Origin of the sequence: Gemella haemolysans, from assembly GCF_001553035.1 — a bacterium.
Taxonomy (GTDB): Bacteria; Bacillota; Bacilli; order Staphylococcales; family Gemellaceae; genus Gemella; species Gemella haemolysans_B.
Genome location: NZ_KQ959993.1, coordinates 1 through 23,037, shown reverse-complemented (window position 1 = coordinate 23,037; position 23,037 = coordinate 1). Strand labels below are relative to the sequence as shown.

Annotated in this window: 17 protein-coding genes; 15 read left to right on the top strand and 2 right to left on the bottom strand. The window is 33.0% G+C overall.

From position 1 onward, the window contains the following. The first annotated feature begins 396 nt into the window (after positions 1–396). Both HMPREF3186_RS09075 and HMPREF3186_RS08220 read left to right on the top strand, forming a co-directional pair. The gene (locus HMPREF3186_RS09075) at positions 397–546 is read left to right on the top strand and encodes a hypothetical protein (RefSeq protein ID WP_231724190.1); all 150 of its coding nucleotides are present in this window, start codon (positions 397–399) and stop codon (positions 544–546) included. 190 nt (positions 547–736) lie between these two features. After that, entirely contained in the window at positions 737–1,150 is a 414-nt protein-coding gene (locus HMPREF3186_RS08220; protein WP_060914752.1) for an SIALI-17 repeat-containing surface protein, read from the top strand. 136 nt (positions 1,151–1,286) lie between these two features. Here the strand turns inward: HMPREF3186_RS08220 and HMPREF3186_RS08215 are convergent, their stop codons facing one another. Beyond that, a complete protein-coding gene (locus HMPREF3186_RS08215; protein WP_060914751.1) occupies positions 1,287–2,444 on the bottom strand; it encodes an MFS transporter in 1,158 nt (385 codons plus the stop codon). 9 nt (positions 2,445–2,453) lie between these two features. Continuing rightward, on the bottom strand, positions 2,454–3,146 hold the full coding sequence (locus tag HMPREF3186_RS08210) for a CPBP family intramembrane glutamic endopeptidase (RefSeq protein WP_060914750.1): 693 nt from the start codon (positions 3,144–3,146) through the stop codon (positions 2,454–2,456). A gap of 425 nt (positions 3,147–3,571) precedes the next feature. Between HMPREF3186_RS08210 and HMPREF3186_RS08205 the strand changes: the two genes are divergently transcribed. The 13 genes from HMPREF3186_RS08205 to HMPREF3186_RS08145 all read left to right on the top strand — a co-directional run. Continuing rightward, positions 3,572–4,945, top strand: coding sequence for a glycine--tRNA ligase (locus HMPREF3186_RS08205; protein WP_060914749.1), 1,374 nt, complete (start codon positions 3,572–3,574; stop codon positions 4,943–4,945). A gap of 313 nt (positions 4,946–5,258) precedes the next feature. Further along, positions 5,259–5,735 carry a 5-(carboxyamino)imidazole ribonucleotide mutase gene (purE, locus tag HMPREF3186_RS08200; protein ID WP_060914748.1) on the top strand — a complete coding sequence of 159 codons (477 nt, stop codon included), beginning with the start codon at positions 5,259–5,261 and terminating at the stop codon, positions 5,733–5,735. After that, the gene (locus tag HMPREF3186_RS08195) at positions 5,732–6,775 is read left to right on the top strand and encodes a 5-(carboxyamino)imidazole ribonucleotide synthase (RefSeq protein WP_060914747.1); all 1,044 of its coding nucleotides are present in this window, start codon (positions 5,732–5,734) and stop codon (positions 6,773–6,775) included. Before purE ends, HMPREF3186_RS08195 begins: the two co-directional genes overlap by 4 nt. Continuing rightward, positions 6,768–10,445 (top strand): phosphoribosylformylglycinamidine synthase, encoded by a 3,678-nt coding sequence (locus tag HMPREF3186_RS08190; RefSeq protein ID WP_060914746.1) that lies wholly within the window; start codon positions 6,768–6,770, stop codon positions 10,443–10,445. Before HMPREF3186_RS08195 ends, HMPREF3186_RS08190 begins: the two co-directional genes overlap by 8 nt. Next, positions 10,445–11,146 (top strand): phosphoribosylaminoimidazolesuccinocarboxamide synthase, encoded by a 702-nt coding sequence (gene purC, locus HMPREF3186_RS08185; protein ID WP_060914745.1) that lies wholly within the window; start codon positions 10,445–10,447, stop codon positions 11,144–11,146. The genes HMPREF3186_RS08190 and purC overlap by 1 nt, the downstream gene beginning before the upstream one ends. Further along, positions 11,139–12,590, top strand: a complete 1,452-nt coding sequence (gene purF, locus HMPREF3186_RS08180) for an amidophosphoribosyltransferase (RefSeq protein WP_060914744.1) — start codon at positions 11,139–11,141, stop codon at positions 12,588–12,590. The genes purC and purF overlap by 8 nt, the downstream gene beginning before the upstream one ends. Next, positions 12,590–13,594, top strand: a complete 1,005-nt coding sequence (purM, locus tag HMPREF3186_RS08175) for a phosphoribosylformylglycinamidine cyclo-ligase (RefSeq protein WP_060914743.1) — start codon at positions 12,590–12,592, stop codon at positions 13,592–13,594. Before purF ends, purM begins: the two co-directional genes overlap by 1 nt. Beyond that, on the top strand, positions 13,591–14,154 hold the full coding sequence (purN, locus tag HMPREF3186_RS08170; RefSeq protein WP_060914742.1) for a phosphoribosylglycinamide formyltransferase: 564 nt from the start codon (positions 13,591–13,593) through the stop codon (positions 14,152–14,154). Before purM ends, purN begins: the two co-directional genes overlap by 4 nt. After that, complete coding sequence (gene purH, locus HMPREF3186_RS08165; RefSeq protein WP_060914741.1) at positions 14,151–15,671, top strand: bifunctional phosphoribosylaminoimidazolecarboxamide formyltransferase/IMP cyclohydrolase; 1,521 nt, start codon at positions 14,151–14,153, stop codon at positions 15,669–15,671. The genes purN and purH overlap by 4 nt, the downstream gene beginning before the upstream one ends. A 1-nt stretch (position 15,672) precedes the next feature. Then, positions 15,673–16,908 (top strand): phosphoribosylamine--glycine ligase, encoded by a 1,236-nt coding sequence (gene purD / locus HMPREF3186_RS08160; RefSeq protein ID WP_060914762.1) that lies wholly within the window; start codon positions 15,673–15,675, stop codon positions 16,906–16,908. A gap of 50 nt (positions 16,909–16,958) precedes the next feature. Then, positions 16,959–18,263 carry an adenylosuccinate lyase gene (purB, locus tag HMPREF3186_RS08155; RefSeq protein WP_003145935.1) on the top strand — a complete coding sequence of 435 codons (1,305 nt, stop codon included), beginning with the start codon at positions 16,959–16,961 and terminating at the stop codon, positions 18,261–18,263. A 38-nt stretch (positions 18,264–18,301) separates the two neighbouring features. Continuing rightward, positions 18,302–19,957, top strand: a complete 1,656-nt coding sequence (locus tag HMPREF3186_RS08150; RefSeq protein ID WP_060914740.1) for a formate--tetrahydrofolate ligase — start codon at positions 18,302–18,304, stop codon at positions 19,955–19,957. A gap of 261 nt (positions 19,958–20,218) precedes the next feature. Next, positions 20,219–23,037 (top strand): trypsin-like peptidase domain-containing protein (locus tag HMPREF3186_RS08145; protein WP_060914739.1); only part of this gene is annotated, 2,819 nt, incomplete at its 3' end.

The following is a 23,037-nucleotide window of genomic DNA, read 5'->3' as shown; positions in this document are numbered from 1 at the left end:
AAGGACTTGCTCAGGGGATTGAAGAAGGAATTAAACAAGGAATTGAACGAGGAATTAAACAAGGAAAAATAACAGCAATAGTGAACTTAGTAAAAGAAGGTATAATCTCAAAAGAGTTGGGCGCACAAAAATTAAATCTAAGTGAGCAGGACTTCGAGGCATACTTATAGGAGAGTAGAAACGTATGTTCGATGAAGCAACAAGACAACAAGATCACTACTGAGAATTATCAGCTTATACACAAGAAAAAGGAGAAATAGAAGGTATTGAACTTGGAAAAGAGAAGGAAGAAAATGTGTTGATTTCTTTAATTGAAGGTGATTGTATTTCTCCGGTAGTAGCTGCTGAAAAGCTAAATGTTAGTATTGATGAATTGAATAGATATTTATCCACATTATGGTAGTGATGCGCGCAGCTGATGAAGTAAAACACGCATTACTGGATGTTGGTATAGAATCAAGTCATAGTTACGAAAGAACACACATCGATTCAGTTGAGAAAACGCAAAAACTAGTTAATGCTTATTTACTGAGTGCATTAGTATAGAAACTACAAAGATTTATTTTTAAAAACTGGTCTATACATATGTTAGGGTTTCAACTTAAGGTGGAATGACATATGTTGTATTAATAAAAGTTAAAAAAACTTTAAAAACTTTATAAATTCTATTGACAATATATATTTATATCTATATAATTAATGTATAAATTAATTTAAAAAAGGAGATTGTTTTATTATGAAATTAAACAAATTTTTAGTAGCAGCTGCTGCTGTTGCAGTATTACCATTATCAGTAGCTAGTGCTGCAGACGTACAACCAGAATTACCAGAATTCAAAGGTGGAGTAAACGGTGAACCTTTAGTACAACCAGCATTACCAGAATTTAAAGGTGGAGTAAACGGTGAGGGAACTCAATCTGATGCTAAATATTCTGTTACAGCAGATGGAGTTGTATACAGTAAAGGTGATGATCAAGGTAGAGCTGCAGTACACAATGTACCAGAATTCAAAGGTGGAGTAAACGGAGCTGAACCAGCAGTAGCTGAAAAACCTGAATACAAAGCTGAAGAAGCACAAAAACCAGCTACACCAGCTAAAAAAGCTACACCAGCTAAAAAAGTTTTACCAAAAACTTCAGCAGCTAAATAATACTGATACAAGTATATAGAAAAGGATGTTTGATTTATCAGACTCCTTTTTTTATTATATTCATCTATTTATGTATTTATTATACACATAAAGACCTCAAGATTTCAGATTGATATCTGAGTCTTGAGGTCTTTTTTTATCTTGTTGTTTTTATTCTTGTCGCGACTACTGTACCGATAACTGCGATAATTGCAGATGCGTAGAATACGTATGAAGTACTAATATCCCAAAGAGCACCCATGATATACAGTCCTACTGCCATACTTAGTTGGAAACAGATGGCTGTATATAGATTTTGCATATCGATAATTTCTTTGTTGTTGTAATCTTTATTCAGAATAAGAATAAAGGCAATATGAGCAACCGCGAATGTTATCGCGTGAAATGTCTGCATAATTGTGAAAACATAAATGTTATGGAACATAGCTAATGCTCCCCAACGAATAATCGCAGAAACACCAGCGAATATCATTAGATTTTTTGGTTTAATTCTTTTTACTAATCTTTTAGAGAAGATAAAGAATATTATTTCTGCGATAACTGATACGTTAAGAATAACTCCAGAAAGCCATTTAGCTGATATGTTCATACTTTCTAAATATAATGCATTATAATTATTATATGCAGTATGTGAAAGTTGATATAGAAAAACAGTAATAATAAGTAAAATTGCATTTCTATCTTTTAAGACCCAACTGTATAAGCTTTCTTTTTCTTTTTTCGCATTAGGTTCTTCGAAACTTAGATTTTTTACTAGCTTAGGTTGTGGTAAGAACATGAATACTAAATATAATGCAACTAAGAATATTAGTATGTAATATAAAGCTTCGTTACCAACATAACTTAAGATTCCACCGATAATTATACCGATTACTGTAAATCCTAATGAACCGTATGTTCTAGCTTTTCCGTAGTCTATATTTTCTTCACGTAAAAATAATGACGCTAGTCCTTCGACTAGGGGACTTACCATGAAGTAAATCATACCGAATAAAAATGTAATTAATCCAAGTACTATCTTTTCATTAGTAAATCCGTAACTCACCGCAAGAATTAATCCTATTCCTACAGAAAGTTTTAAAGTAATATCAATATTATATTTTTTTATTAAATATGGACTTAAAAATATTCCACTAATAACCCTTGCGATATAAAGCATTGAGAAGATTGAACTGGCTTCTAAGACACTTAAGTTTTTTACCGATGTTAGATAAACCATCCAGAATGGTAAGAACGTCCCAGTTACTAGAAATTGTAAGAAGTAGTTAGTGGATAACCATGTTTTTGATGACATATTTACCTCCTATGCAAAATATACTTGAACTAACACAACTAAACTGTTCATAAGAATATGAGAGATAATTGGAGTTAGTATACTTCTTGTGTGAGTATATAGATAACTAAACACGAATGACATACCTATATAAATAACCATAATTGGAGAAATACCGTCATGAGGTAGTGCAAAAATTATACCTGTAATTAGTGCTGGTATAGTAAATCTAATCCAATCTTTACTTCCAATCATAGCGTCGTAGAAGTATCCAAAAACAGCTTTTCTAAAGAATAATTCTTCCATAATCGGACCAAGTACAGCAACATAAAGTACAAAGTACGGTTTTATTTTTATAATTTCAACGACATTACTTGTGTTTCTACTTTTAGTCTCAAAATTAAAAAAGTTTGATAGGTATACTAACAAACCATTGATGAAACCTTGTAATAACATCATTGAAACAAATCCAATAATACCAATAGCGATTATCGTAATTAGGTTATACGTACTCTTTTGTCTATCAATATCATTTTTATTTTTTATAGCTAGCACGCTAAGAATAACTGTAGCTGTAATAGATAAAAATAACACGATACTAACTCGATTATCAACGCTAATATTTCTAGGGAGTTGTAGTGGAAGTATAAATACTGCTAGTATATATATAAATCCACTAAGTAGTAAGTGGCTTACATTACCACGAGTAAATGAAATTCTCATAAAGCCTCCTTAAATTATTTAATTACTATTTATTATAACATCTATAATTTAGACATACAACAATTAGTGTTTAAAAAAAGCGTTATCAGTAATAGTAAATGCTATCACAAAATTAAAGGAATCCTATGAGGTATAAACTTCTATCTTAAATATTTTTTTAATATCAATTGTAACACTACATGTTTTCTGAATAATTTTTGTAATTTCTCTTGAAAGTTTTTCATATTAATGTTAGAATAAAATAGTAATAAGCGAGCTGATGGTGGTGAAAGTTCAGCAACAATATTGGCATTAAATACAATTTAATATTGTTAAAGTTGAGTTTTTACTAATCAGGGTGGAACCGCGGAAATTATTTCGTCCCTAGATGTGCTTCGACATATCTAGGGCTTTTTTATATTTTAATAACTAGGAGGAAACAAACTATGGAGAAAATTTTATCTCTTGCAAAAAATAGAGGATTCGTATTTCAAGGATCTGAAATCTATGGTGGATTAGCTAATACTTGGGATTACGGTCCATTAGGAATTGAATTAAAAAATAACGTAAAAAAAGCATGGTGGAAAAAATTCATTCAAGAATCACCATATAACGTAGGGTTAGATGCAGCTATTTTCATGAACCCACGTACTTGGGAAGCATCAGGACACGTAGGTAACTTCAGTGATCCTATGATGGACTGTAAAGTTTGTAAATCGCGTCTTCGTGCTGATAAACTAATAGAGGAATATTACTTCAATGAAAAAAATGAAGATGTAGTAGTTGATGGTCTTCCATTTGAAGAATTAGAAGCTATTATCGATCGTGAAAACATTAAATGTCCAGAATGTGGTAGCCATGACTATACTAACATTCGTCAATTTAACCTTATGTTCAAAACTAACCAAGGTGTAGTGGAAAATTCTACAAGCCAAATTTACCTACGTCCAGAAACTGCGCAAGGTATCTTCGTTAACTTCAAAAACGTTCAACGTAGTATGCGTAAAAAATTACCATTCGGTATTGGACAAATCGGTAAATCATTCCGTAACGAAATTACACCAGGTAACTTCATCTTCCGTACTCGTGAATTTGAACAAATGGAATTAGAATTCTTCTGTGAGCCAGGAACTGAATTAGATTGGCACACTACATGGAAAAATAACTGTGAAAAATTCTTATTAGACTTAGGTATGACTAAAGAAAATATCCGTCTACGTGATCATGATCAAGAAGAATTATCTCACTATTCTAACGCAACTACTGACATCGAGTTCAAATTCCCATTCGGTTGGGGAGAACTTTGGGGTATTGCTTCAAGAACAGACTACGACTTAAAACAACATATGGAACACTCAGGTCAAGATTTAACTTATCAAGACCTAAGCACAAATGAAAAATTCATCCCATACTGTATCGAACCATCTGTAGGGGTTGACCGTGTTCTTTTAGCATTCTTATGTGATGCTTACAACGAAGAAGAAGTAGGGGAAAATGATACTCGTACAGTTCTTAAATTCCACCCAGCATTAGCTCCATACAAAGCAGCTATCTTACCACTTTCTAAAAAATTAAGTGATAAAGCTGTTGAAGTATATCAACAATTAGCTGTAGACTTTATGGTTGATTTCGATGAAACTGGATCAATTGGTAAGAGATATAGAAGACAAGATGAAGTTGGTACTCCATTCTGTATCACTTACGACTTTGAATCAGAAAACGATGGAATGGTAACTGTTCGTGATAGAGATACTATGGAACAAACTCGTATTCCAATCGCTGAATTAAAACAATATATCGAAGAAAAAATTAAATTCTAATAAATGAACACTCAGAACATTTGTTCTGGGTGTTTTTTTGTGTAATAATTTTAGTGCGTGTTGAGAATAATATAATTAAATGTCTGTATTTTATTATGTAAATAATCAATATTAATAAGTATATAGTAGTAAAAGTTCATAAAATCTTAAATATTGTTTATTGAAAAATAAAAATATCCGATTTTTATCGTGTTTATACTTGATAAATATTTAAACAAGTAGTATAATTTGAAATATAGACGTACGATAAGAATATTATATGTAAATAAATTATTAAAAAACGTACATTTAAAATAAAAAAGGAGCTTAAAGTATGAAAGTTGCGGTGGTTATGGGTTCGAAGTCGGATTATACAACGATGGAAGAAACTTGTAAGTTGTTAGAAGAATTTGAAATTCCTTTTGATAAAAAAGTAGTAAGTGCGCATAGAACGCCTGATCTTTTAGTTGAATTTTCGAAGAATGCGAAGGCTAATGGTTATTCTCTGATAATAGCGGCTGCAGGGGGTGCAGCACATCTCCCTGGGATGGTTGCTTCTATGACAACATTACCAGTTATTGGTGTTCCGATTAAATCTAGTATTCTTAGTGGAGTTGACTCATTGTATTCGATAGTTCAGATGCCTGCAGGTGTTCCGGTCTTAACTATGGCAATAGGGGTAGCTGGAGCTAAAAATGCGGCTATTAGTGCCTTATCAATACTAGGAATCACTAATGAAAAGTATGCTGATAAATACGAACAATTCAAGAAAGAACAAGAAAGAATAGTATTGGAAGAGATGAAACTATGATTAAGACAATTTTACCAGGAAAGACTATTGGAATAATTGGTGGTGGTCAACTAGGAAGAATGCTCGCTATGAGTGCAAAAGAGATGGGCTATAAAATTGCTGTTCTAGATCCTAGCGACAGTTGTTGTGCCAAAATTTTTAGTGATGTCTTCATTAAAGCTGAGTTCAATGATTTCGCAAGTGTTGAAAAGTTATGTTCATTGAGTGATGTCATCACTTTTGAATTTGAGAATATCGATGCCGCTTCTTTAGAAAAACTAGAGAAAAAGTATAACATTGTCCAGAGTTCAGAAGTGTTAAGAACTACTCAACATAGATATTATGAAAAAGAATTTGCTAGAAGACTAGATATTCCAACAGTAGACTATATATATATTGAAGAAGATACAAATGTAGAAATAACTAAGCCATATTTAATGAAAACTGTGCGTTTTGGTTATGATGGAAAAGGTCAGAAAAAAATAAGTTCTAGTGAAGAAGTAGAACCACATACGTTACTAGAAGAGTTCGTTAAACTTGATAAAGAAATCTCGGTAGTAGCGGTTAAAGATAAGGACGAGATAAATATCGTTGCAGTTGTAGAAAATGAACATAGAAATAATATTTTGTATCGTTCGAAAGTTCCTACTACAGCAACTAGTGAACAAGAGGCACTCACAATCGAGTACACGAAACGAATTCTTGATAATTTTGAATACTACGGTGTACTTACTGTTGAGTTTTTTATAAGTGAAGGAAAAGTTATTTTTAATGAAATAGCACCACGAGTTCACAATTCAGGGCATATAACGATGCAGAGTGCCACTAAGAGTCAATTTAGAGCTCATATTGAAGCTATTTGTGGTTTAAAAGTAGATAAGATAGAAAATAAAGAAACTACACTTTATAATATTCTAGGTCAAGATTTAGAGTATTTTATAGATGTTTATAAAAATAATGGTGGTTACTTACACTTATATGAAAAAGAACCACGCCAAGATAGAAAAATAGGACATATTAATTTTTACGGTGATGTAATTTTAGGAGGAGAACATGACTAATAAACGAATTTTTGTAAAGAAACGTAATGGATATAATAAAGAAGAATTACAGCTAAGAGATAACCTGAACTTAGAGTTTAATCTAGGTCTTGACTCTGTAGAGTTGTATGTAATTTATGATGTCTTTAATATTGATGAAGAAACTTATGAACTAGCTAAAACTTCTGTGTTTTCTGAGATTGTTGTTGATGAAGTGTTTGAAGATATTGAGCTTAATGATGGGAAGTACTTTGCTTATGAAGTCTTACCTGCCCAATACGATCAAAGAGCCGACAGCGCAAAAGAAAGCATAAGACTGCTTAACTCGAAGAGTAAAGCAATTGTACGAAGTGGTAAGCTAGTTCTTTTTAATAAAGAATTAACAGATGAACAATTAGAACTTGTTGAAAGTTACCTAGTAAATCCTATTGAAGCTCGTAAAAAAGATTTATCAATTCTTGACTTTACATTAGACTCTACTACAAAACCACTAAAAGATTTAGCTGGATTTTTAGAGTTTGACAAAGATGCGTTACTTGGTCTTAAAAAAGAATTTTCTCTAGCCATGAATATTGAAGATTTAGTATTTATCCAAGACTACTTCAAAAAAGAAGGTCGCGTACCAACTGAAACTGAAATCTATGTATTAGATTGTTACTGGAGTGACCACTGCCGACACACTACATTTGAAACTGTGTTAGATGAGGTTAAAATTGAGTCTGAACTTTTCCAAAAAGAGATGCAAGATGCATTTGATTATTACTTAAATGTCCGTGATGATCTTGACCGAAATGATAAACCTATAACGCTTATGGATATGGCGAGTATCATCGGTAAATATCATGTGAAAATATTAAAAGATGAAAATATTGAAGTAAGTGAAGAAATTAATGCATGTTCATTCTTTACTACTATAGAAAATAATGGTGAAAAAGAACGTTGGTTAATCCAATTCAAAAATGAAACTCATAACCACCCAAGTGAAATCGAACCATTCGGGGGAGCTAGTACTTGTATAGGGGGAGCTATTAGGGATCCACTATCAGGACGTAGTTACGTATATCAGGCTATGCGTATTTCAGGAAGTGGTAATGTATTACAAAAACGTGAAGATACTTTAGAACACAAACTTCCTCAAGTAGATATAGCTAAAGGAACTGCACACGGTAACTCATCATACGGTAACCAAATTGGACTTGCGACTACTTTTGTTCGTGAATTATATGATGATAGTTATGTGGCTAAACATATGGAAGTTGGTGCTGTAGTCGGAGCTGTTAAAGACGGAGACTATAAACGTGAAACTCTTGTCGATGGTGATATCGTTGTAATGATAGGTGGTAGAACAGGTCGTGATGGTATTCAAGGAGCGAGTGGTTCGAGTGTTGAGCATACTAATGATTCATTAAATACTATGTCTAGCCAAGTTCAAAAAGGTAATGCGCCTGAAGAACGTAAGTTACAACGTTTATTTAGAAAACCAGAAGTTACAAGACTTATTAAAAAATGTAATGACTTCGGTGCTGGTGGTGTGTGTGTAGCTATCGGTGAACTATCTGATGGTATTGAAATTCATTTAGAAAAAGTTCTTACTAAATATCAAGGATTAAATGCGACAGAATTAGCAACTAGTGAATCTCAAGAACGTATGGCAGTAGCTATTGATAAAAAAGATTATGATGTATTTGTTCGTGAATGTGAGAAAGAAAATATTGAATACGCTCATGTTGCTACGATAACTAATAGACGTAGATTAGAAATGTATTACAATGATGAGAAAGTTGTTGATATGAGTGCTGATTTCTTAGAAACTAGTGGTGTTCGTCAAAAATCATCAGTAACGATGAAAGATAATACTGCAGCTAATCCATTCTTAAATAAAGAAGTGACTCGCGAAAATATCTTAAGCGAATTAGGTGAGTTAAATGTAACTTGTCAAAAAGGACTTGCACAAAAATTCGACTCATCTATAGGTGTAACTACGGTGCTTATGCCTTTTGCTGGGAAACATAAACTTACACCAGTTCAAGCGAGTGTTCAAGCATTACCAACGTTACATACAACAAGTGATACAGCGACAATCTTAACTTATGGATTTATTCCAAAGATTTCTTACTACTCACCATTCCTATCGTCTATTTATGCGGTGTTAGAATCTGTAGCTAAAGTTTACGCAGTTGGTGGAAATAAAGATAGCTTGTACTTCTCATTCCAAGAATACTTCGAAAAATTAGGAACTGATAGTACTAAATGGGGTAAAGTTACTCAAAGTTTACTAGGAAGTATTTATGCTCAAAAAGAAATTGGTAGACCAAGTATTGGTGGTAAAGACAGTATGTCAGGTACTTTCAATGACTTAAATGTAGTTGAAACATTAATTTCATTTGCTTGTACTCCTGTAAAAATAGCTGATGTAATAACTCCTGAATTGAAAAAAGTTGGCAATAGTTTATACTATGTTCCTGTAGAAAAAGATGAAAAAGGATATCCAGATATTAAGAAAACTTTAGAAAATTACGAACTTGTTCATAAATATATTAAAGAAGGTAAGATAGTATCTGCCTATGTCCAAGAAGAAGGAAGCATTGCCGCTTCATTAGTGAAAATGTCACTAGGTAATGATCTTGGTTTTGAAGTTGAAAAAGAAAACATTCTTAACTTTGATCCAGCGTCTCTTGTAGTAGAAGCAACGGTAGAACTACCGTTTGAAAAATTAGGAAAAGTTAGTGAGAGAATTATAATTAATAACGAAGTGTTTATGCATAAAGATATTTACGAAGCATACACAAAAACACTAAATAAAGTTTATCCATTATATCAAAATGAAGATAAAGGAAATGTTGAAAATCTTCATACAGAATATAAAGAGAAAAAATATTATCCAGAATACGTAGAAGATGTAAAAGTAGTTATTCCAGTATTCCCTGGTACAAACTGTGAATATGATAGTGAAAAAGCCTTCTTAGAAGCTGGAGTTACACCTATTACAGTAGTTATTAGAAATACTCGTGAAAATGATATTGAACAATCGATAGAAGAATTTACAAAAGCTATTGAACAGTCTCATATCATTATGTTCCCTGGAGGATTCTCAAGTGGGGATGAACCAGATGGAAGTGCTAAATACATTGTAAACTTCTTAAAAAATGAAAAAGTTAAAGATGCGATTCATAAACACCTTGCTCAGAAAAAATTAATCTTAGGTGTGTGTAATGGATTCCAAGCATTACTTAAATCAGGATTACTACCTTATGGAGAGATTAGAGAGTTGGCAGAAGATGACCTAACACTATATAGAAATGATAGTTATGAACATATTTCAACTACAGCCTTTACTCGTGTAGCTAATACAAACTCACCTTGGTTACAAGATTTCAATATTGGAGATCAACATGAAGTGGTATTCAGTCATGGTGAAGGTAAAGTTGTAGGACTTAATATTAACAAATTTAAACATCTTGTAGCTTTCCAATATAGTGATTTCGATGGTAATGCTACATTAAACGGTCGTTTCAATCCTAATGGATCAGTTCTAGCTACTGAAGGATTAATTAGTGAAGATGGACTTATCCTAGGAAAAATGGGACATAGTGAAAGATACGGAGCTACATTATATAAAACAAATACAATTAAAGTTAAACAAGATATTTTCAAAAACGGTGTGAATTACTTCAAAGGGGGAAGAAAATAATGAAACTTTTATACGAAGGAAAAGCTAAACAACTGTTCGAATGTGAAAACAATGATGAAATATATGTGCATTATAAAAATAGTGCTACAGCCTTTAACGGTGTGAAAAAAGAAGAATTTGAAGGTAAAGGAGTATTCAATAATACAATTACTTCATTAATCTTCGAATACTTAGAAAAACAAGGTGTAAAAACACACTTTATTAGAAAAGTAAATGAAACAGATCAGATTTGTAAGCATGTTACTATTATTCCTTTAGAAGTAATTGTACGTAATATAGTAGCAGGTTCTATGGCGAAAAAATATGGACTTGAAGAAGGAAAAAAATTAAAAAAACCAGTCTTTGAGTTAAGTTATAAAAATGATGAATTAAATGATCCATTAATAAACAATGATCATGCTGTGGCTTTAGAAATCGTTACAGAAGAAGAGTTAGAAAATATCAGAAATCAAGCTTTAAAAATCAATGAACTATTACAAAAATTGTACTTAGATGCAAACTTAGTACTTGTTGATTTCAAAATTGAATTTGGAAAAACTAAAGATGGTGAAATAATTCTTGCTGATGAAATTTCTCCAGATACATGTCGACTTTGGGATAAAGATACAAATGAAAAATTAGACAAAGATAGATTTAGAAGAGATTTAGGTTCAGTAATGGAAGCTTATGAAGAAGTTTTAAGGAGATTAAAAAATGCGTAGTCTTAATGAAGAATGTGGAGTATTTGGTATTTGGGGACATCCTGAAGCTAGTAATGTGACGTACTTCGGTTTACATAGTTTACAACATAGAGGACAAGAAGGAGCTGGAATAGTTTCTAAAGAAGGTACTAAATTACGAGGACATCGTGATCTAGGTTTAGTTTCTGAGGTATTTCGTGATAAGGAAAAATTAGAAAGATTAGTAGGTGAAAGTGCTATTGGTCATGTTAGATATGCAACTAGTGGAAGCAATAGTATTCAAAATATTCAACCATTTCTATTTCATTTCTACGATATGAGTGTTGGTATTTGTCACAATGGTAACTTAATTAATGCCAAAACTCTAAAAAAAGAATTAGAACAGCAAGGTGCAATATTCCATTCTTCTTCAGATACTGAAGTACTTATTCATCTTATTAGAAGAAGTAAAAAAGAAACTTTTAAAGAACAACTTAAAGAAAGTTTGAATATTATTAAAGGTGGATTTACATATCTAGTATTAACTGAAAAAACTCTTTATGGTGCGGTTGATCCAAATAATTTTAGACCTTTAGCAATAGGTAAGATGAAAAATGGAGCGTATGTTGCAGCAAGTGAAACTTGTGCACTAGATGTAGTTGGTGCTGAGTTCGTGTGTAATGTGGGTGCTGGAGAGTTAGTTACTATTAATGATAAAGGTATTAGAATTGAGAAATATACAGAAGATACACAAGTAGCTATAGCTGCGATGGAGTATGTGTATTTCGCTAGACCTGACTCAAATATTGCTGGAATTAACGTTCATAGTGCTAGAAAAAGAACAGGTCGTGCTCTTGCTAAAGAACAACCTACACCAGATGCTGACATGGTAATTGGGGTACCTAACTCATCGTTATCTGCAGCTAGTGGTTATGCAGAAGAAAGTGGACTTCCATATGAAATGGGATTAATTAAAAATCAATATGTAGCGCGTACATTTATTCAGCCTACACAAGAACTTCGTGAGCAAGGTGTAAGGATGAAACTATCAGCTGTAAGAGGAGTAGTTCAAGGTAAGAGTATCGTCTTAGTTGATGACTCGATAGTACGTGGTACAACTAGTAAAAGAATAGTTCAATTGTTAAAAGAAGCGGGAGCAAGAGAAGTACACGTAAGAATTGCTTGTCCACCGCTAATGTTCCCAAGTTTTTATGGAATAGATATATCTACTACAGAAGAACTTATTTCAGCAAACAAAACAAATGAGGAAATTTGTGAAATTATCGGAGCGGATTCTCTAGGATTTCTAAGTGAACAAGGATTAATAGACTCTATTGGTTTAAACTATGATGCTCCTTATACGGGATTATGTATGGAGTGCTATAACGGAGATTATTCAGCAGGTCTATATGACTATGAAGAAAGCTATGTTAATTCTATGACAGATATTCAAAAACAATTTCTAAAAGAGAGGGGTAGAATGTAATGAGTAAAAAGTATGAAGAAAGTGGTGTAAGTCTACAAGCTGGATATGAAAGTGTAGAGCGTATTAAAAAACACGTAGCTCGTACTAAAAATCTTGGTATGATGTCAGCTATCGGTGGTTTTGGTGGAGCATTCGACCTTAGTAGTTATAACTTTAAAAATCCTGTATTAGTTAGTGGAACTGACGGTGTAGGAACAAAATTAAAACTTGCATTCGAATTAGATATTCATAATACTATCGGTATCGATGTTGTTGCGATGTGTGCTAATGATATACTAGCTCAAGGTGCGATTCCATTATTTTTCCTAGATTATCTAGCAGTAGGTAAAAACTACCCTGAACAAGTAGAAGCAATTGTTGAAGGTGTTGCTGAAGGTTGTGTTCAAGCAGGATGTGCGATAGTCGGTGGGGAGACTGCTGAGATGGCAGGATTTTATGAAGACGGAGAATACGATATTGCAGGATTCTGTGTAGGAGCTCAAGAAAAAGAATTATTACTAAGTACAGAGAATACAAAAGCAGGTCAAGTAGTAATTGGACTTCCATCAAGTGGAGTACATTCTAATGGATTCTCATTAGTAAGAAAAATTTTAAAAGACAATAATATTGGTTTAAACGAAGAATTTAACGGAACTTCAGTAGGAAAAACATTATTAACACCTACTAAAATCTATGTAAAAGAAGTACTTAAAGTATTGGAAGAGGTTAAAGTAGCAGGAATAGCACATATTACTGGGGGAGGTTTCCATGAGAACTTACCTCGTGCTCTAAAAGATGGATTAGGTATGAGGATTGATAAAAACTCATATGAAGTACCGGAGATATTTAAGTACCTACAAGAAAAAGGTAAAATTGATGAAGAAGAAATGTATCACATCTTTAATATGGGAGTAGGTATGGCATTAATAGTAAACAAGGAAGACATAGATAAAACTTTATCATTAATTAATAATGCGTTTGTCCTTGGAGAAGTAACAGAGGAAAGTGGAATAGAAATAGTATGAAGAAAGTAGCGATATTTGCATCAGGAACAGGAAGTAATTTCGAAAAAATTGCAGATGACGAAAGATTAAAAGACAAAATTTCAATTGAGCTTTTAGTGTGTGATAGAAAAGACGCAGCGGTAATAAGAAAAGCACATGATAGAAATATTAAGGTATTTATATTCTCTGCGAAAGATTTTGAGTCAAAAGAAGCATATGAAAGTGTAATACTTGAGAAAGTTAAAGATTTAGACTATATATTTTTAGCAGGCTATATGAGAATTATTTCACCATTTTTCTTAGAAAGATATAAAAAAACTATTCTTAATCTTCACCCATCCCTTTTACCAAAATTTAAAGGAAAAGATGCTATCGAACAAGCGTTCAATGCAGGAGAAAAAGAAATAGGAATTAGTATTCATTATGTAAATGAAGAACTTGATGGTGGAGAAGTAATTGCTCAAAGATCATTTGAAGTTTCAGATGAAGATACTATAGAGACTGTTACTGAAAAAGTACATAAATTAGAACATAAATTATATCCAGAAGTAATATTGAAGTTAGTTGAGGAGGCACTATGACTAAAAGAGCATTAATAAGTGTAAGTGATAAAACAAATATAGTAGAATTTGCAAAAGGTTTAGAAAAACATAGTTTTGAAGTTATTAGTACAGGTGGAACTTATACACATTTGAAAAATAATGGAGTAAGCTGTATCAGTATTGAAGATGTTACTCATTTTCCAGAAATATTAGAAGGCCGTGTAAAAACTTTGCACCCTAAAATTCATGGGGGATTACTTTCAAAACGTGGTAATGAACTTCACAATAAACATGTAGCTGAAAATAATATCGAGTATATCGATTTAGTTTGTGTAAACTTATATCCATTTGAAGCTACTGTAAAAAAAGAAGGAGTTAGTGAAGAGGAAATCATCGAGAATATTGATATTGGTGGTCCTAGTATGCTAAGAAGTGCAGCTAAAAACTTTAATGATGTAGCGGTAGTTACTGATATCAATGACTATGAAAAAGTTCTAGAAGAACTTGAACAAGGTGGAATCTCATATGAAACACGTCGTGCTTTAGCGATTAAAGTATTTAATACGACAGCAAGTTATGACGCTGCTATTGCGAATTATTTTAATAAAAAAGATAAACTTGTACCTGAAAGACTAACATTATCTTATAATCTTCAAGATAGTCTTAGATACGGTGAAAACCCTCATCAAAAAGCATATCACTATGTTCAAGATAATAATGAAAGTTATGCATTGCAAAATGCTGTACAACTTCACGGTAAGGAAATGTCATACAATAATATTCAAGATGCTTCTGCGGCACTGGATATTCTTGCAGAGTTTGATGAAACTACATGTGTTGCTGTTAAACATATGAATCCATGCGGTGTAGCGACAGGAAGTTCTGTATTCGAAGCATATAGTCGAGCGTATGAAGCGGATCCTGTGTCTATCTTTGGCGGAATCGTTGCAGTAAATGGAAAAGTAGATAAAGAGACTGCTGAAAAAATGCACAGTATCTTCTTAGAAATTATACTAGCAACAGATTATGATGAAGAAGCGTTAGAGATACTGACTAAGAAAAAAAATCTACGTATTTACAAACTATCAGAAAAAAATAATAATCATGAACAACAAATTAAAAGTGTTCGTGGTGGAATCTTAGTACAAGATTTTAACGATAAACTAGCAGATGAATATGAAAGTGTAACTGAGAAAAAAGTAGATGAAACTCAACAAAGAGATATTGAGTTTGGCTTAAAAGTAGTAAAACACGTTAAATCAAATGCAATAGTAGTAGTAAAAGGTGGGCAAACTTTAGGAATTGGTGCTGGTCAGATGAATAGAGTAGGTTCATGTAAAATAGCTTTAGAACAAGCAGGGGAAAAAGCAAGAGGTGCAGTGCTAGCTTCTGATGCATTCTTCCCGATGAGAGATAGTGCTGATATGGCGGCTGATTACGGTATTGCTGCGATAGTACAACCAGGAGGATCTATACGAGATCAAGAAAGCATAGATGCATGTAATGAGAAAGGTGTGGCGATGGTCTTCAGTAAAATACGCCACTTTAAACACTAATATGGCTAAAGTATTAGTAGTAGGAAGCGGCGGTAGAGAGCACGCTATCGCTTATAAATTTCATAAAGAAGGTCACGAAGTACATATGGCAGGTATCAATCCTGCAGTTGAAGAATTTGGAGTATGTGTAGCATTAACAGAAGACCAAATACCAAGCTACGCAAAAACAAATAGTATCGATCTTGTTTTCGTTGGACCTGAAGTGCCATTAGTTAATGGTCTAGTAGATGAATTACAAAAAGAAGGTGTTCGTGCCTTTGGACCATCTAAGCTTGCAGCACAATTAGAAGGGAGTAAAGTATTCTCGAAAATGATGATGAGAAAATACAATATCCCAACGGCAAAATATGAAAGTTTCAACGATTATGAACAGGCTAAAGAGTACTTAAGCAAACAAAAAGCACCTATTGTCCTTAAAGCAGATGGCTTAGCTGCAGGGAAAGGTGTAATTATAGCGAATACTCTAGAAGAAGCACAGTCTGAACTTAAAGAAATGATGTGTAATGCAAAATTCAATAAAGCTGGATCTAGCGTTGTTATTGAAGAATTTCTTCAAGGTGAAGAATTCTCGCTTATGTGCTTTGTCTCTAATAGAAAAGTTTATCCAATGGAAATTGCACAAGATCATAAACGTGCATTTGATAATGATGAAGGTTTAAATACTGGAGGTATGGGAGCATATCTACCACTTAAGAAAATTACTCAAGATGATATTGATGAAGGTGTTAGAAATGTAGTTCAACCTATGGTCGATGCTATGAGTGATGAAGGAATGCCATTTTACGGTATACTATATGCTGGTCTTATGAAATGTCATGACGGTGTAAAAACTATTGAATTTAACGTTCGTTTTGGAGATCCAGAGAGTGAAATATTACTTTTATCATTAGAGAGCGATTTATACGAAATAGCTAATAATATTATCGATGGTAAAGAAGTAGAGTTAAAATGGAGTGAAGATGCTTTTATCGGTGTTGTAATGGCAGCAAGAGGATATCCAGAACGTAGCGAAAAAGGAGCTGTAATACACGGCTTAGATAAAGTGTCTACACCAGTATTCCATATGGGAACTAAGCGTGTAGGTGATGATATAGTAATTAATGGTGGTCGTGTATTATTAATTTGTGCTCAAGGAAAGAGCTTGCAAGAAGCATATAAAAAAGTGTATAATGAGATAGTAAAAATAGAATGTGAAGAACTATTTTACAGAAAAGACATCGGTCATTTGTCATTATAGTATTTTGAGATAGATTGATTGAAATAAAAAAACATCAGGAGATTATTGCAATGATTGAAAGATATAGTAGAGAAGAAATGCGTAATATCTTTAGCGATGAGAATCGTTTTAAAGCATATTTAGAAGTAGAACTTTATGCAACAGAAGCTTGGAGTACATTAGGTGTTGTACCAAAAGAAGACGTTGAAAAATTATTCGCTAATGCAAAATTTGACCTACCAGGAATTTTAGAATTAGAAAAAGAAACAAAACATGATATAGTAGCTTTCACTCGTAATGTTTCTAGTTATCTAGGTGATGAGAAAAAATGGGTGCACTATGGATTAACATCTACTGATGTTGTTGATACTGCTTATGGTTATTTATACAAACAAGCTAATGATATTCTTTATAGAGATTTATTAAACTTCCAAGAAGTATTAAAAGAAAAAGCATTACAATATAAATTCACACCTTGTATCGGACGTACTCACGGAGTACACGCTGATATTAGTAGTTTTGGATTGAAATTTGCGCTTTATTATGATGAATTTAACCGTCATATCAAACGTTTTAACGAAGTTAGAAAAATTATCGAAGTAGGGAAAATCTCTGGAGCTGTAGGTACATTCTCAAATACACCACCAGAAGTTCAAGACTATGTTTGTGCTAAATTAGGAATTGAATCAAGTAATATCTCAACACAAACTCTTCAACGTGATAGACATGCTGATTACTATGCAACATTAGCGTTAATCGCAAGTTCAATCGAAAAAATTGGGGTAGAAATTCGTCACCTACAACGTACAGAAGTAAGAGAAGCAGAAGAATTCTTCTCGAAAAATCAAAAAGGTTCAAGTGCAATGCCTCATAAACGTAATCCAATCTCAAGTGAAAACATGGCAGGATGTGCTAGAATCATGCGTGGATATATGTTTGCAGCTTACGAAAATATTCCATTATGGCATGAACGTGATATTTCTCACTCAAGTGCAGAAAGAATTTTAAGTAATGATGCAACAACATTATTAGACTACATGTTAAATAGATTTACTAATGTTGTGAAAAATCTAACAGTATTTACAGACAACATGATTAAAAATATTTACGCTACTAATGGTGTAATCTTCGCTCAAAGAACTATGAGTAACCTTATTGAAAAATACTCATTCTCTCGTGAAGAAGCGTATGATTTAGTGCAACCATTAGCGATGAAATCATGGTTCGAAGGTATTCCATTTAGAGAACTTCTAGAAGAAAACGAAACTATAAAAAATACAGTTTCTAAAGAAGTACTAGATAGTTGTTTCGATCTAAATGTACACCTTGTAAATATTGATAAAATATACAAACGTATTCCAGGATTGGAAGATTAAAATAATAAAATAAAGTCCAAAGAAAAGAGGTAGATTAAATGAAGTCAGACTTTCAAATTTCAAACGAATGTGAAAAGAAACATATTGCTGAAGTAGCAGGTAAATTAGGGATAAAAGAAGAAGATTTAATATTATACGGAAATCACAAAGCAAAAATCCAAACAAAAAATATTAAAAAAGATATTAAAGAAGATGCAAAACTAGTATTAGTTACATCTATTAACCCAACATCAAGTGGTGAAGGGAAAAGTACTGTAACTATTGGTTTATCTGATGGGTTAAATAGAATCGGGAAAAAATCTTGTGTAGCATTACGTGAACCATCTTTAGGTCCTGTATTAGGAAGAAAAGGTGGAGCAGCTGGTGGAGGATATGCTCAAGTAGTACCGATGGAAGACATCAACCTTCACTTTACTGGAGATATGCACGCTATTACTACAGCTCACAATGCAATCGCAGTATTAGTAAATAACCATGTATTCCAAGGAAACGAATTAGAAATAGATAAAATCGTCTTCAACCGTGTTATGGATATGAATGCTCGTGATTTACGTCATATTAAAGTTAATGCAGGAACTGATCTAGAACGTCTTGATGGTTTTGATATTACTGTAGCTAGTGAAGTAATGGCTATCTTATGTTTATCAGAAGGTATTGCTGATCTTAAAGAAAAATTAAGCAATATCCTTGTAGCTTATAACAAAAAAGGTGAACCAGTTTACCTAAAAGATTTGAAAATTGAAGGTGTTATAACTTCATTATTAAAAGATGCAATTAAACCGAATATTGTTCAAACATTAGAAAACAACCCAGCGATTATTCACGGTGGACCATTCGCTAACATTGCACACGGATGTAACTCAATCTTAGCTACAAAAACAGCTTTAAAATTCGCTGATTATGTAATCACAGAAGCAGGATTCGGAGCAGACTTAGGAGCTGAGAAATTCTTAAACATTAAATGTCGTAAAGCAGGTCTTAAACCAAAAGCAGCTGTCGTAGTTGCAACAGTTAAAGCACTAAAACTACATGGAGACATTGAAGAAAAAGATCTAAAAGAAGAAAACTTAGAAGCATTAGCTAAAGGTGTTCAAAACTTAGAAAAACATATCGAAAACTTACGTAAATTCAATTTACCGATAGTGGTAGCTCTAAATGTCTTTGTTACCGATACAGAAAAAGAATTAGCATTCTTAGAAAACTGGGCAAAAGAACAAGGCGTAGAATTCTCTCGTACAGAAGTATGGGAAAAAGGTGGTCTTGGTGGAGTAGACCTAGCAGAAAAAGTAGTAAAAGCTGTTGAAGAAAATGACAAAGAACTACAATTATTATACAAAGATGAAGCTTCAATTACTGAAAAAATCGAAACAGTATGTCGTGAAATTTATGGAGCTGATGGTGTTAACTTCGCAGATGAAGTTAAAGCTGAAATCGAAAGAATTGAAAGACTTGGATTCAAACATCTGCCAGTATGTATGGCAAAAACACCAGCTTCATTAACAGATAATGCGAAGATCAAAGGTCGTCCTACAGGATTTAACATTACTATTAACGATCTTAAATTACGTAGTGGTGCTGGGTTCGTAGTAGCTTATGCGAACAAAGTACTAACAATGCCAGGACTTCCAAAAGTACCAAGTGCATTAAATATCGATATTGATGAAGAAACAGAAACAATCATCGGAATTTTCTAGTAGTAAATTTAAAAAAGAAATAAAGAGATAGACTGGATCTAGCTCTTTATTTTTTTTGGAAAAATATAGAATATTAGAGAATTCTTATACATGTAACTAATGTAAATGAAAAAAATAAAAAATAAGTGTGGACTTAATTTCTATTTGGGTTATAATATAGTTGACAAAATATATTTAAATGATGAAATTAGGTTATTTTATGTTTAAGTTAATAAGAATTTCATTAAGATTGCAGATGAATTAAACTAGGAGGAAATGTAAATGATAAGAAACGAGAAAACTTACGGTTTTTTCAGAAAAACTAAGAAATATGGATTAGTAGGTTGTATAAGTTTTTGCGGAATTTTAGTATATGGACTTACTGATAATAATCAAATAGTAAATAAACAAGCTCATGCCGCAGTTGTCAAAGGTGGGGCTGATATTGTGGATGCAGATGTTCATAATAAAGAAACTAGTGGTGTTGCTATGACGTATACTAGTTTTGATAGTAATGGATCAAAACAGGTTGCTTCAGGTAGTGGAGTATTTGTAGCACCGAATGTTATGGTGACAGTTGCTCACAATTATTTAGATAAAGACAAAGCTTCTGGTTCAGGTTATGTTCGTGGAGGTAATAGTGCTCAAAGTTATGTTGTTATGAACTCTGATACGGAAAAACGTAACAATACACCAGCGACTGGAACTAGCGATATCATACCAAAAGGAAATGTTTATTACTATAATCAAAAAGAATTTGCTAAATCTTACGAAAATGATTTAGCAGCTGTAGTTACAGAACGTCCTGTAGAAGCGATGACAAACGGTGAAGATAAACCACGTGAAATTGGTGTCGCTAATCAAGGTGATAATATTACCTTAGTAGGTTATCCGAATGATTTCTCTTCGAAAAGATTGTCAGAAGCAACGAAAGCAAGATTAAAAGATGGTAAAATGTACAAAATTTCGGGAACACTATCAAGCCTAAATACAACTACTGGTGACGGTACTTATAATACGAGTGCGTTAGGTGGATTCTCAGGAGGTCCAATTTTTAATGATAAAGGTGAAGTAGTAGGTATCCATCAGCATGGTACAAATACGGATGCTGGAACTGATGCCGAGCAACATGGTGGAGGTTTATTTTTCACTGATAAACATAGATCTTGGATAAACAAAATGATAGAAGAACATGGTATCAAAGGTTGGTTTGTTAGTGGTAATGATAAATACTATTATGATGACAACCATAGGGCGTTAGTAGGTACAGAGCGTGAAATAGATGGTGCTAGATATTCATTTGACGGTAACGGTCGTGGAAGATTACTATCAGGTACAGAAAAAGGTAAGGTAGTACTTAGAATTAAAAATGAAGCTGGAGAAAAGTTAGTAGAAAGAGTCGTCGCGCAAGGTAACGTAGGTTCTGCGGTTAATTACGACTTTAAACAAGATAAGGAAAATAAAGAGCTATTCGGCAAAAATCCTAACGCCACAATTGTATCTATTGATGGAGAGAAGATCAATAAGAAGTTTAATGAAAATTGGTCTAAAGATTTTGTAAGTAAACTATCATTAGGAAATACATATATTGATGCTGTTATTAAAGGAGAGAACTTCGTTAGAACACAACCTGGGAAAGTCGATACATCTGGTAATGTTACACTTCCTAAACCAAGCGATGAGGTGAAGAATGCACCGAATGGACTTCGTAATTTCGATGCAACAGCTATTATAGTGACGCCTGATGGTACAGGTTCTGGTACACTAATTGAAAAAGATTTATTACTTACAGTTGCTCATAATTTCTTGAAGTTTGAGAATGGTAAGGTGACAGAAAAAGCCACTGGTAATAATGATAAGAAATATTACGCAGCACTTCCGAATGGTAAAAAGGTATTCTTTACAGACTCTGATATTCATTATTGGAAAAAAGATGATTCAGTTGTTGGATTTACGCATGATCTTGCTTTAGTTAAGCTTAAAGAGGTTGTTGATAATGTTACGCCTGCTGCTGTAAAAAAAGATGTTTCTGTTGTAAATAGTGGTGATAAAGTGTCAGTTTATGGTTTTCCTGATGGTAAATTAAAGCCAGTTATCGACACTAAGGTTACCGATGTAGTAGATCGTGGTTCTGGTTTAACTGGAATTGGATATACGGGTACTAAACCAGGTGCATCAGGTGGTGGACTATATAATGATAAGGGTGAAATTATCGGAGTACATCAAAATGGAGTTGTTGGGCAAAGAAGTGGAGGATTAGTCTTTTCTAAAGAACAACTCGATTGGGTAAAATCTTATATTGATGGTAAACCGAAAGAACCAGTGTATAGAGAAGAGGAAAATGTAGACTACGGTATAGTTGAAAAAGAAGAAAAAATTCCTTTCAGTACAAAATATGTAGCAGATGAAGAACTAACTAAAGGGAAAAAATCTGTAATTAAAAAGGGTATTGACGGAATAATTAAAACGACTTATATCAAGGATAAAGATGGGAATTTAACATTAGATAAAGAAACTAAAGAACCAGCTGTTGATCAGGTAGTAAAAGTAGGGGTTAAGTCTGTAGAAAATACAAAGGAGATTTTGTCAAATACAGTATATGTAGCAGATAAAGAAAAAGCAAGAGGGCTATCTAATGAGCGTATAGAAGGTTCTAATGGTTATGAAAAAGAAGTTATAAAATATACACTTAATGAAAAAGATGGAACAATAAGTGAAACTGTAGAAAAAACAGAAAAGAAAGCGACTGATACAATAATAAAAGTTCCGGCAAAGGATAAAGTAGAGGTTACAGAAATACCAAGTCCAATAAGATATGAAAAAGATAGTACGCGAGAAAAAGGACAAAACAATATTACTATTCCTGGAGAAAAAGGAACAAGAAAAGTAACGACAACGTACGAAGTAAATCCGAAAACAGGAGAAGTCACAGAAAAAGTAGGAAAACCAGAAGTTACAGAAGCAACGGAGACAGTAGTGAAAGTAGCCACGAAGGATAAAGTCGAAGTTACAGAAATACCAAGTACCGTAAGATACGAAAAAGATAGTACGAGAGAAAAAGGACAAAAAAATATTACTATTCCTGGAGAAAAAGGAACAAG